Origin of the sequence: Mesonia ostreae (assembly GCF_031845265.1) — a bacterium.
Taxonomy (GTDB): domain Bacteria; phylum Bacteroidota; class Bacteroidia; order Flavobacteriales; family Flavobacteriaceae; genus Mesonia; species Mesonia ostreae.
This window is the reverse complement of record NZ_JAVRBG010000014.1, coordinates 59,128-71,937: the sequence shown is the minus strand read 5'-3', so window position 1 is coordinate 71,937 and position 12,810 is coordinate 59,128. Positions and strand designations below refer to the sequence as shown.

At 33.9% G+C, this 12,810-nt stretch carries 9 protein-coding genes; 2 read left to right on the top strand and 7 right to left on the bottom strand.

Annotated elements, in window-relative coordinates; all coding sequences use genetic code 11:
• Nucleotides 1–5: 5 nt before the first annotated feature.
• Entirely contained in the window at nt 6–827 is an 822-nt protein-coding gene (locus tag RLT85_RS12920) for a hypothetical protein (RefSeq protein WP_311402460.1), read from the top strand.
• Here RLT85_RS12920 and RLT85_RS12915 read toward each other — a convergent pair.
• A complete protein-coding gene (locus RLT85_RS12915; protein ID WP_311402459.1) occupies nt 824–2,101 on the bottom strand; it encodes a replication-associated recombination protein A in 1,278 nt (425 codons plus the stop codon). The two genes, RLT85_RS12920 and RLT85_RS12915, sit on opposite strands and share 4 nt — an antisense overlap.
• A gap of 92 nt (nt 2,102–2,193) precedes the next feature.
• Here RLT85_RS12915 and RLT85_RS12910 point away from each other — a divergent pair, with 92 nt between their 5' ends.
• Nucleotides 2,194–2,985: a rhomboid family intramembrane serine protease gene (locus RLT85_RS12910; RefSeq protein ID WP_311402458.1), complete on the top strand. Its 792-nt coding sequence runs from the start codon at nt 2,194–2,196 to the stop codon at nt 2,983–2,985.
• A 581-nt stretch (nt 2,986–3,566) separates the two neighbouring features.
• On the opposite strand, the gene rlmB is transcribed toward RLT85_RS12910, so the two are convergent.
• From rlmB to RLT85_RS12880, 6 genes are all read right to left on the bottom strand, one after another.
• On the bottom strand, nt 3,567–4,301 hold the full coding sequence (gene rlmB, locus RLT85_RS12905; RefSeq protein WP_311402457.1) for a 23S rRNA (guanosine(2251)-2'-O)-methyltransferase RlmB: 735 nt from the start codon (nt 4,299–4,301) through the stop codon (nt 3,567–3,569).
• Between the two features lie 69 nt (nt 4,302–4,370).
• On the bottom strand, nt 4,371–5,336 hold the full coding sequence (locus RLT85_RS12900; RefSeq protein WP_311402456.1) for a hypothetical protein: 966 nt from the start codon (nt 5,334–5,336) through the stop codon (nt 4,371–4,373).
• A gap of 33 nt (nt 5,337–5,369) precedes the next feature.
• Entirely contained in the window at nt 5,370–6,224 is an 855-nt protein-coding gene (locus tag RLT85_RS12895; protein WP_311402455.1) for a hypothetical protein, read from the bottom strand.
• Between the two features lie 26 nt (nt 6,225–6,250).
• Entirely contained in the window at nt 6,251–7,822 is a 1,572-nt protein-coding gene (locus RLT85_RS12890) for a SusD/RagB family nutrient-binding outer membrane lipoprotein (protein ID WP_311402454.1), read from the bottom strand.
• Nucleotides 7,823–7,833: 11 nt separating this feature from the next.
• Nucleotides 7,834–10,956 carry a SusC/RagA family TonB-linked outer membrane protein gene (locus RLT85_RS12885; RefSeq protein ID WP_311402453.1) on the bottom strand — a complete coding sequence of 1,041 codons (3,123 nt, stop codon included), beginning with the start codon at nt 10,954–10,956 and terminating at the stop codon, nt 7,834–7,836.
• A gap of 118 nt (nt 10,957–11,074) precedes the next feature.
• The gene (locus RLT85_RS12880) at nt 11,075–12,769 is read right to left on the bottom strand and encodes a BamA/TamA family outer membrane protein (protein WP_311402452.1); all 1,695 of its coding nucleotides are present in this window, start codon (nt 12,767–12,769) and stop codon (nt 11,075–11,077) included.
• Between the last annotated feature and the right edge of the window lie 41 nt (nt 12,770–12,810).

The following is a 12,810-nucleotide window of genomic DNA, read 5'->3' as shown; positions in this document are numbered from 1 at the left end:
GCCTTATGAATAATAAAATTGTACTTCTATGTTTATTGTCTTTATTTGGTTGGAATGGTTTTTCGCAAACCATGCGCACTATTGATGATTTCAAATATGTGGTGATTCCTTTACAATACAAAATGTCTAAAGAAGATAATGAATTTCGCTTAAATTCAACCACTAAATATTTATTAAAACAAGAAGGTTTTACCACTTTTATGGAAACGGAAAGGTTTCCTAAAGATTTGGTATTCAATCAATGTTTGGCGTTATATGCAGAATTAGAAAGTGGTACTACACGGTACTTTTCTTTAAATACCAAAGTGACTTTAAAGCTAAAAGATTGCTTTGGGAACGTAGTTTTTGAAACTAGAGAAGCGGTAAGTAAAAAGAAAAATGTGAGTGAAGCCTATAAAGAAGCGTTAATTAAAACATTTAACTCTTTTAATGGCTTACAATATGAGTACAATGGTAATATGAATGAAGGTTTAAATAGAAATAGACAAAAGAATAAAATGTTTGTAGATGAAAATGTAGAAGAGGTGCAAGAGAAAGAGGAAGAAATTAGTACTTCTACTAATACTTTAGCTGAGCTGGTGGGAGAATCTTTTCTATATAAAAATGAAATCTTCACGTTAAAAGAGATAGAAGCGGGATATCTTTTAATGGATGCCAACGGAGATAGACAAGGTTTTATAAATACAACCTCCACTGGAAACATATTATATAATTCGGAGCGTTTAAACGGATCTTTAATTATCCTTGAAAAAGGTGATTTGCAAGTAGAATATTTTAATAAAGAAACAGGAAAGTTAGACCAAGCTATCTTTAAAAAACAAGCTTAATAATTGTACTTGCTCTTCCAACGGTTTTTTAGAAAATCTCTGTTGGTTTTTTCACGTTGATTGTTTCCAGGTTCATAAAATTTAGTTCCCTTAATTTCTTCGGGTAAAAATTCTGCTTCAGCAAAATTATTCTCATAATTGTGAGCATATTTGTAATCATCTCCGTAGCCTAATTCTTTCATAAGTTTAGTTGGCGCGTTTCGTAAAGCAAACGGAATGGGAAGATCCCCTGTTTGCTTCACCAATTGCTGAGCTTTATTAATAGCCATATAGCTGGCGTTGCTTTTTGCCGAAGTTGCCAAATAAATTACACATTGACTTAAAATAATACGCGCCTCAGGAAAACCTACCGTAGTTACGGCTTGGAAGGTATTATTGGCCATAATTAAAGCAGTGGGATTCGCAATGCCTATATCTTCACTAGCAGAAATCACCAAACGCCTAGCAATAAATTTTACATCTTCACCGCCTTCAATCATTCTCGCTAACCAATATACTGCAGCGTTGGGATCGCTTCCGCGGATAGATTTGATGAAAGCAGAAATAATATCATAATGTTGCTCTCCCGTTTTGTCATACCGAGCCATATTTTGCTGTATTTTATCCTCTACCATTTTGTTGGTTAGAATAATTTCGTCTTTCCCTTCAGAATTAACAAGTAGCTCAAAAATATTAAGAAGTTTACGCGCATCGCCACCACTGGCTCTAAGTAAAGCCTCGGTTTCTTTAAGTTCAATTTTCTTAGAACTTAGCATGGTGTCTTTTTTAATCGCTCTCTCCAAAAGCTCGATTAAATCGGCTTTCGTGAAGGAGTTAAGCACATAAACTTGGCAACGAGAGAGAAGGGCAGGAATAACCTCAAAACTAGGATTTTCTGTAGTTGCACCTATCAAAGTGACATAGCCTTTCTCTACAGCTCCTAAAAGAGAATCTTGCTGCGATTTACTGAATCTATGAATTTCGTCAATAAAAAGGATAGGATTTTTTGTAGTAAATAAACCATCTCGCTTTTTTGCCTTTTCAATTATTTCGCGTACATCTTTTACTCCGCTGCTAATGGCACTCAAGGTGTAGAAAGGTCTGTCTGTTGTCTCGGCCACTATATTTGCCAAAGTTGTTTTTCCTACGCCTGGAGGGCCCCATAATATAAGCGAAGGCATGATGCCTTTTTCTATCTGGGTTCGTAAAGAACCTTTATCTCCAACGAGATGTTTTTGACTAATATAGTCTTCTAAACTTTTGGGACGTAAACGTTCGGCTAAAGGTGAATTCATTTTACAAAAATACAAATAACAATAACGCTGACAATTTTACACATCGCACAAGTTTGGTTAAAGTTTTGTTTACATTGGTTTAAAAGTTATCCATGCGAAAAACTCAACCTTTAGAGTTCTCTTTATTTACCATAGCAGTTCCTCTGTTTAGCGTACTTCTTTTATGGATTATTTATTGGGTAGAGATTCGGTTTCATGTAAACTTGACTTACTTAGGCGTGCAACCTCAATCTTTAATTGGGCTAAGGGGAATTGTCTTTAGTCCGTTTATTCACGGCAGTATAGATCACTTGTATAGCAATAGTATTCCATTATTGGTATTGTTAATAGCCTTATTGTACTTTTATAAACCAATCGCATTAAAAGTCATTTTATGGGGTGCTTTTTTAACCGGTCTTTTAACTTGGTTAATCGCAGATAAGGGAAGTGTGCATATTGGTGCCAGCGGAATCGTTTATCTTCTTTCTAGCTTTTTATTTTTTAAAGGAATTTGGTCTAAACATTATAGACTCATTGCTCTCTCCTTAATTGTTGTTTTTCTTTACGGAAGTTTAATATGGGGGCTTCTACCAGGAGAAGAAGGCATTAGTTGGGAAGGGCATCTTTCTGGTTTCCTTAGCGGAATTGTTTTTGCTTTTATATATAAGAAAAGTGCTATTCCTACTATATCTTATGCATGGGAAAAACCATCTTACAATGAGCATGAAGATGAGTTTATGAAACATTTTGATGAGAACGGAAACTTTGTTCCTTCGTCCGAGCTTTATAAGGAAGAAGAGCAGGTTGAAGCAGAAGCCTCGGAAGAGTCTAAAAATTTATCTACAACTCATACTACAGATTTTAAATGGAGTTCTGACCAAACTTTTCAAGACAAGAATAAGTAACTATTTGATTATTCTTTACGTCTGAAGAAGTCTTATTAATTGAAAATTTTTTTCTGATTTACTTTGATACCTTACTAAGAGATTCTTCCTGGCGCGGCGCTTCCGTCTGAATGACAGTTATTTTATTAATTTCAGCATCAAATTTGACTGCGCATTCTTATTTTTTAACAGCTCAGCTACTGAATACTGGACACTCACGACTAGAGAAGATTCTTCCGAAGGAGGAGAAGTCTTATTAATTGAAATTTTTTTTTGATTGACTTTGATACGTTACTAAGAGATTCTTCCTTGCGCGGCGCTTCCGTCTGAATGAAAGTTGTTTTATTAATTTCAACATCAAATTTGACAGCGAATTCTTTTTTTTATCACCTTAGCTACTGAACACAGAATACTGGACACTGAATACTGATTACTCAATACTAAACACTGAACACTGAACACTGAACACTCACGGCTAAAAACTGTTCTTCCGAAGCAAAAAAAGTCTTATTAAATTACAAATCTTTATCTGATTTATTTCTAGAAAGCACAGTAGGATTCTTCTTTCCACTGTAATCTGGTCTAAATTACAGTTTAGTGCATTACAAACGTTGCCTTACAATTTCGTATAAAATTGCACCACAAGCTACAGATACATTAAGAGAGGAAGTAGAGCCAAGCATGGGTAATTTGGCTTTATAATCAACCATTTTAAGAATTCCAGAAGTAACCCCTTTTCCTTCACTTCCCATAATTAATGCAATAGGAATATTTAAATCGACATCATAAACCAACTGGTCTGTTTTCTCTGTCGCCGCTAGGCTTTTTACCTCATAGGATTGCAAGAAAAATAGAGCATCCTTTAAATGGTCTACTTTGCAAATAGGAATATTAAAAATAGCTCCCGTAGAAGTCTTTACGGTTTGCTCATTAATGGAGGCAGTTCCTTGTTTTGGAAGAATAATTCCTTGTGCGTTAATGGCCTCTGCAGTTCTAATGATGGCGCCCAAATTTCTTACATCACTTATTTGATCTAGCAAAATAAAGATGGGGGTGGAGGTAGATTTGAAAGCATTCTCAACTAGATTTTCTATCGTTATGATAGGGATAGGAGAACAACTGGCAACAACTCCTTGGTGATTTCCATTTTTAGAAAGTTTATTTAATTTTTCGACAGGAACATAAGAAATTTGAATGTTGGCCTTCTTTGCCGCATGTTCAATTTCTTTAATGGCAGGGCTAGAAATAGCTTTTTGCACAAACACCTTGTCAATATCTTGTTGGGTTTCTAATGCTTCTTTCACCGCATGAACCCCAAAAATTTTAGAATCATTCATAGCAACAAAAGTAATAAAAAAAGCAGCCTAAAAATAGGCTGCTTTTAAAATTGTTAAGAATTTTTATTCTTACTGAGCTCTACCTTGAAATATTACGTCTCCATTTGTTGGATTCGTAACCGTATAAGTAGTTCCAGAAATATTTAAGTTAGCTACAGTTTCGTAGTATTCAGGGTTATCGATAACGCCATCAGCGTTAGGGTCTAATCCAGCTTCAAAATCTGTCCATATTCCTGTTAAGTCAACAATTTCATTGAACATACCTCTTTTAGCTAAAGTAACAACCGCAGGAATACTTTCAAAGTCTACTGGCAATGCAGTTCCAGAACTTGTATAATAACTAGCTTTGATCTCATAGTCACCATCAGGTAAATCACCATCATTAATAGAGATACTTTCTGGACAAGCGCTATAACTAGTTGCAACTGGATCGCCTCCTGCTGCTGGATAGATTTCTAAATCTAAATCGAAATCACAAAACGAGTTTGTTTCACCATCTTCATCCATATAATTTGCATCCCAATCCAATATTGCAATAAATTCATCAGTAATCTCATCTTCAAAATTTACAGTTAAATTAATAGTTTCATTTTTAACTATTGCTGTTCTTGTACCTGTTATTGTAAAAGATAATTCTACATTTTCCGCACCTTCACTTACTGAAAGATCTTGATTACCATAAACAGGAACTTCAAAAGATGTAACATTAGCAGGAACGGTAACTAAAAAACTATTAGCTGAATTACCATTATCAGCTGGTAAAGCTCCATCTCCAATTGTAAAGTCTATAAAAGGATCAGCACTACCTTCTTCTGTTACAACACTAAACATAATAGGTTTATTAATTGCATACTCTACATTAAAAGAAAAATATGCAGTATCGCCTTCTGCTAGGTTAACTGTATTTTCTGAAGAGAGACTAACTAAAGGCTTTTCAGAAGAATCAGGAAAATCATATTCATCATCATTACAAGAAGTAAAAATTAATCCTGTAAAAAGAGAAAATCCAATTATTAAATATTTATTTATCTTCATTTTTTTATATTTTATATTGTTAACTATTTTAACTTACAACCTTTCGTAATTCATCGTTACATTAATATTTGAGTCTGGTCCTGTAACAACATTGTACTTTAATTGAAAGTTTCCTGTTTCTGGATCTACACTCGTATCTTCTAATTGAGATACTAGATTAGGAAACATACCCTGAAAAAGACCTTGATCTGGAATATTAATATCTCCACATAAAACACTAAAAGTTACACCACTCATATCTACAGGTTCACCATTTCCACCAGGTGCAAAGGGTCCGGTAGATTCAGTTCTAAAACTATTTATTTCCTCATTTTCATAAATAACTTGTTGACCAAGATCAGATGATGATCCAGAATCTTCATTCGTGTAGGTTACGTTATATGTATAATCTGCTACATCAGAAATACACCCTACAAAAGAAATAGAAAGAGTATTATGTAAAGATGAAATCACAACACCATCAGTGCTTGATGATGTTAGATTTAAAATTAATTCTGTACGTTGACTCGGATCAAAATTACCTGTATTAATATTCAAAGGGAATAAAGCAGTATTTGAACCTGCAGGTATATAAAACACACCAGAGGTATCTACAAAATCGAATTCTTGGCCTTCTGTAGCAGAAGAATTAGCAACATCAATTTCGTAACTTACAGAAATATTTTCCTCTGATACTGTCCCATCACCACCATTGCTAAGAAGTGCTACAGGGAATTCTTTTAATACAACTCCTTCATCTTCAAAATAGCTTACTTGTGCTAAATCAGATTCAAAACCTACTATAGCAGGACCTTGATTAAATTCTGTAGCTCCGTCGTCATCTACTAAGCAAGATGTTGCAAATGTAGAGACTATAATTGCCATTAAAATTATTTTTATATTTTTCATATTAAATGATATTTTTAAATTATTTATTAATTAACACCCCAAAATATAGGAGTATCAAATGCAGCATTTTGAGACTGATTAGGTACGTTTGCGGCATTAGAAGAATATTCAGAAGATGGATATAATAACCTAACAGGTTTACTGTTTTGTTGAGCTATCGTAGCTAAAGGAACTTGAGGATACCCGGTTCTTGTATATTCAATCCAAGATTCTATTCCATTAAAACCATTGAGGGCTATCCATTTTTGGGTCATAATAGCTTCTAATTTATTTGCGCTACCATCCCATCCAATCAAATTTGAGTTATTACTATTCTGTATGTAAGAATCAGCATCTTCTGGAATACCTAGTATATCAAATGATGATCTAATTCCTTGTTCAAATAGTGACTTAGCATCTCCACTTACATATCCTTTTAAAACTGCTTCTGATTGTAAAAAATAACTTTCAGCAGCTGTAATTAAATAAAGATTTTGTGACGAATCTTTAAGAAGACCTTCCCCTAAATTTGATAGAAAATCTGGTGCTTGAGAACTATTGTATCCTTGAACTACTCCAATCACTTCTCCAGGTGTAGGAATCGCTGGATTATTTTCGGCTAGAGGTTTGTATATTCTTTCAACTCTAGAATCAAAAATGCCTGTTGCTATTGTTTCAGATAAATTGGGGTTATTAGGCTGATTTCCTTTTAAAAATTCTACAGCGTAATCAGCACCAACTATACTGTTTAAGTTTTGAGCTGGTGTACCATTTGCATCAAATGCAAAAATTTCATAAAACGGATTTTGCTTCCCTTGAGAATTAGTATATCCAGGGTTTATAAAAGAATCTGATAAAAGAAAATTATTCTCAAGATTTTGAAACTGTGATGATAAATAACTTGCAGTTTCTCCATCTGCCATTTCAGACTGTCTTAATAAGATTCTTAGTTTTAACGTATTAGCGAATTGTATCCATCTAGAGAGATCGCCATTAAAAACTACATCTTCTGCTCCTACTGAAACATCTTCAGAGTTTGCATCATTAATCTCAGTTATAGCAAGATCTAATTGATCAATTAAATCTCTATATATAGTTTGTGCATCATCGTAGGTAGGATAATAGTTGTCTCCTCTTTGAAGCGCTTCAAAATATGGAATATCGCCATATAAATCTACTAAATATTGGAAATAAAAAGTTTTATTGATTCTCGCTATTGCTTTGTGATTATCATAATTATCACTATCATAATCAATAATGGCTTGAGTAGTAGCCAAACCTTCATAGGTGTTATCCCATATACTAGCATGAAATGAATTAGTTAGAGTAAGACGAAACTCATCAGAGTACCCTCCCGCAAAACTATTAACATTTGAAGCCCAATTGCTCATAAAAATAGCACCTAGTTCATTTGCATTTGCGCTTAGAGGCGAAAATCTTCCATTAATATCAGCATTATCATTAGGCGTAGTTAAAGCTCCAGCTAAAGTTAAGTCTGGAGTCACCGTTTCTGATGAAGGATTTGTAGGGGACGTGTTAATATCTAAATAGTCTTCAGAACAAGACGTCAATGTCAGGGAAGCTATTAAAATAATATTTAATATACTTATTTTTTTCATTTTTCTTTTTTTTAAAATGTTAGGTTAATACCAAATCCAAACGATCTCGTTGTAGGATATTGGTCTAAAGAAGCAATACCAATAGCGTTAGATCCATTACTGAAATTAGTTTCAGGATCATTGTATCCTCTATTTTCCTCAGGGAAAAGTATAAATAAATTTCTTGCAACAGCACTAATAGATACTCCTGTTAATAAAGTATTCTCTAAAAGATCTTTATTAATATCGTATCTAAGAGACAATTCTCTAAGTTTAAAAGCGGTCGCATCAAAAACTGAATTTTCAGCAACCCCACTAACAGCACTACTACCGTAATAATCTGAAAATTCTATTCCAGATCCCGCTGTAGGAACAGAGGTGTTTGCAATATAACCATCTCCGTCAGGGTTAGGGATTGCAGAGTTAGGGAATATAAAGGCTGTTCTGCCTCCCTGTGCACTTTCAACCGTCTGTCCACTAAATAAATATCCACTATAACTTTGAGAGTAAAATACATGACCTGTTCTATAGTCCATAGTAGCAGAAAGAGTAAGTCCTTTGTAAGTTAGAGATGTATTTAGGTTTAAAATATAATCAGGAGTCGTATTACCTTGAACTTGTAAATCTGAGGCCGTCTCAGGGTTTCCAGTAAGTGGATCAACAATAACTCTTCCTTGGTCATCTCTAGCATATCCTGTAGTCTTTAGTGTTGGGAACTGCTCACCCGCAATTGCAAAAATACCAGATGCATTATTACCTCCAATTCTAACTTCATTAGTCTCATCTGTAACAGATACTACTTCAGTATAGTTTTTTGTAAAACCAAAATTAACATTCCACTGAAAATCATCAGTTCTAATAGGTACTATTCCTAAATCCAATTCTGTTCCCCATCCTTCAGTTTCAGCTAAGTTAACAGTAGCACTACTTAAACCAGAGGAAGCAGGTGTGCTAATTGTCGTGATCTGATTATCAGTAGTAAACTGATAATAAGTACCATCAAAAGTCACTCGGTCGTTAAAAAATCCTAAGTTAAGTCCAACCTCTTGTGAGCTAGTGAATTCAGGTTCAAGTGCAGGGTCAGTTTGTGATAATGGTAAAACAAAAGAATTATTTCCGCCATATGGGAAACCATATCCTTGCGTATACAAAGAGTTAATTCTGTAAGGTTGTATTTGGCCATCAGAACCTACCTTTACTACACTAGCCGTTATTTTAGCATAATTTAAAACATCTCCTTTTAGACTCGGGAATGCTTTTGTTGGAATAAACGATAATCCCGCACTTGGGTAAAAGAAACTATTGTTTTCTTTTGCAAGAACAGAAGACCAGTCATTACGTCCAGTAACGTTTAAGAATAGAAAATCTTTATATCCTATATCTAAATTACCATAAACACCATATCTACGAGATGAACTTCTGCTATCTCCAGTATAATTTTTATCGAATTCGCCAGACAAGTTTGTTGTAGAATATAAATTAGGAACAGTTAAACCACTTCCTCCTACATTAACTTGAGTTACTTTTTCATACTGATTATTCAAACCAATATTAGCATCGAAGGTAAAGTCATCTACTAAATCTGGATAACTAAAACTTACAATAGCATCTGTATAATATTTTTGGTATTGAGAATTATAAGTTGAATAGTAAGAAGATTGATTTCTATTCTCCCCATTATTAGTTATAGCTTGAACAGAAAGAGGTTCTTTGTATTCATTTCCGTAAGACTGGTTATTGTTGTAATTGAATAACCCGTTTGTTCTTATTAATGCTTGGATGTTATCATTAAAAGAGTATTCAATTTCTCCTAATAAATTAAACCTATTAGAATCTATGTTCCTTCTTTTATTATCTCTAACCCAGTATGGATTTAAGTAATATCCATTCCAATGTCCTTCATTTCCTGAATTTGCAAAAGCTTCAATAGGTACATTTGTAGGTGTTTGAACCAATTGTCTAAATATACTATTGTTAAAGTCACGTGCATAAGATTCTTCAGTAGCAGTATAAGAATACGTAGCATTACCACCAATGCGCCATTTACCCAATGTTTTTCCTCCTTTATAATTAAAAGTAGATTTGTTTAATTTGTCATTCTTTATAACAAACTCTGTTCTTTGATTTTGAGCAGAAAAGAAAGAATACCCTTCTTCATCACCTGAAGAGATAGTTACTCCATTCTGGTAAGTAGTTCCTGTTTGGAAAAAATCTTTAATGTGATCTCCACCTCTAGAGCTGTATGGAGCTGTAATGTAAGTTCCATCAGCTTGAGGAAGACCGATATTAGCCATTTGTCCATCAAATTCTGGTCCCCACGCGCCATTTTCATAAGTAATAAGCTCAGGACCATTTCCATAATCCCATCCTTGTCCATACCTAGTTTGTTGCTCAGGAACGAATGCAACCGTTTCAAAATCTATAGTAGATTTTACATTAACAATCATTTTTCCTGTATCGGTGCCTTTTCTAGTTGTGACAACGATAACACCATTTGAACCTTGTTGTCCATAAAGGGCAGATCCGTTGGCACCTTTAATAACATTCACGGACTCTATTGTATTTGGATCAATAGATTGTAAAAAATTAGCGTTTGAAATTGCGCCGTCTACTACAATTAACGCTTGATTATCCCCAGAGATAGATCTATTACCACGTAAAATAATTCTATTACTTGAATTAACTCCACTATTCGTTTTTGTAATTTGAAGCCCAGTAACTTTACCAGCTAAACCTTGAAAAACATCTGGGTTGTTAGCTTTATTGAGCGACTCACTATCTACAACTTCATAAGCTGTGGTAATTTGATCCTTTTTTCTTTTAATACCTAAAGCAGTTACCACCACTTCATCAAGGGTGTTCCCTGCTTCCATAGTAATGTTGTAAGAGCTTGCTGCACCTATAGTAATCTCTTGCGTTTCGAAACCAATATAACTAAACACTAAGGTTGAGCCATTTGATGTTTCTAAATTGTAATTACCATCAAAATCAGTCTGGGTACCAGATGATGTTCCTTTGATGATAATGTTAACTCCTGGTAACGGGAGACCTTGATCATCGGTCACCGTCCCAGATACTGTTTTCTCTTGTGCAAACGTAATTTGCACCACAAACGCTAGTAATAGCGTTAGAATTCCACTAAACTTTGTTCTCATTTTATAATTTATTTGAATTAGCCAAGGCCAAAAATCTTAATAATATCTTAATTACACAACTATTTTGGTCTAAACTTTAGATTTAATTTTGATTGTGCCCCTTATTTGGTGGTAAATGTTAAAATCTAGCGATCAATTGAATGTGTACTTTTGTGTTGCTAAAATCAAACTTTTGGTCATCTGTTTTGCCATTCGCAAACATAAGCTTTAGGTTGCCCACTTTGGTTTTTAGGCCCATTCCGAAGCCAAAACTTACCAAATTCTTATGATTTTTGATTTCTGGACTTTCAATAACTGCATAATCTGTGATGGTATGTGCGTAAATGCTGCTAGAAAGCAAATACTGATATTCTAACTGAAAGGCACTAAATAGGTTAGCATTAATACTGTTTTCTTCAAAACCTCTAATGCTGTTGATGCCTCCAATGCGAAGAAGTTCATTAGTTAGGTAGCTGTCAGAGTTTATAAATCCAGAGGTGTTACGTAAATTTATAGCGTTTCTAGGGTGGAATATGAATTGGTATGCACCACGAATGCAATAAATTTGTTGTTGTTCTTTTTTCGTATCTGTTTTTCGCGAGCCAATACCAATTTCAGTAGTGAAAAAAGAATTTCTTCGGAAAAAAGAATTTGGATTACGTTGCACATAAAATTCGGCTCCAAGTAAGAATCTGTTGCTAATAAAGTCTTCATTGGATGAAATGATGTTATCATTTTGCAGTTTATTAGAATCCTCTTGAAGGTAACCAATGCTAAATTCTATTTTAGGATTTAATTGGTAATTGGTTTTAATGCTTTTTTGTGTATTGGTGTACGTGGAGTCTCTTTTAAATAAATTTAGATTTAGTTCTATGCCTAAGGGAGTGTTGAATATATATGGTAGTTCTAGATTTGCATCAAATTCTAATTGTTGCTCGCCGTCATTTCGATACAAAATGCTGAATTTCTCTCCGAAGTTGAAATTATTCTCTAGTTGTAAATTCAAATAGCCGTTCAATTCTAATTTCTGACTTTCTTCGGTGGTAGCAAATCCTAAATACCCGTCGAAGCTATTGGAGTTTTTCTTTTTTAAATACAAAAAGACCGTGGTTGAGTCTTTTTGAAAAAGTACTTCAGGGTTTCTGGTAGATTCGCTAAAACTTAAGTCTTTGAGTCGGTCTACTTTTTCGTCGATTTTCAGTTTATTGAATAATTGTCCCTTTCTTAGGTTAAGGTAATGTGTGGTGTAATTTTTTGGAAATTTGTCATAACCTTTAATTTCAATTTTTGTAATGCTTCGAATATTGGAAGAGGTGTTTTGCAATTTTCCGAAGAGGGAATCATTTTCTTTACTGATTTCTGTCAATTCAGAATACGTGAAAGGCTTTCCTTGATTGGCTAGAAAATTATTGATCTCGTTAATTTTTTCTTCAAGGTGTATGATGGGGATTCTGGTTACATTAGTTGTATTTGCTTCTTCAAAAAGTTTGCTTTTTGATTTTTCGGTAAAGCCCTCAGGAAGTTGTATGTTTATATAGGAGTATTTTTTTTCAAGAGAAATTTTATACCGAAAGCTTTTAGTAGGTTTTGAAGTTTTGTTTTCTGCTTTTATAATTTCCGCATCAATATAGCCTTGTTTAAAAAGTTGTTGTTTAAAATCCGTCAAGGTAATTTGTATGGAATTGATATCGGTGTGATTTTTCTTGTAATTTATTTCATCAATAACTTCTTGCTCTTTTTCGCTTTCGCTGAAAAGAAACAGGTGAAGCTCTTGGCTAAAACTGTAGTTAAAGCTTAGAAATAAAAGGGGGTAAAAGAAGATTTTTAATTTCACTAATGTCTTTTTAGGAATAACGTTGATAGAACGAAAATAGC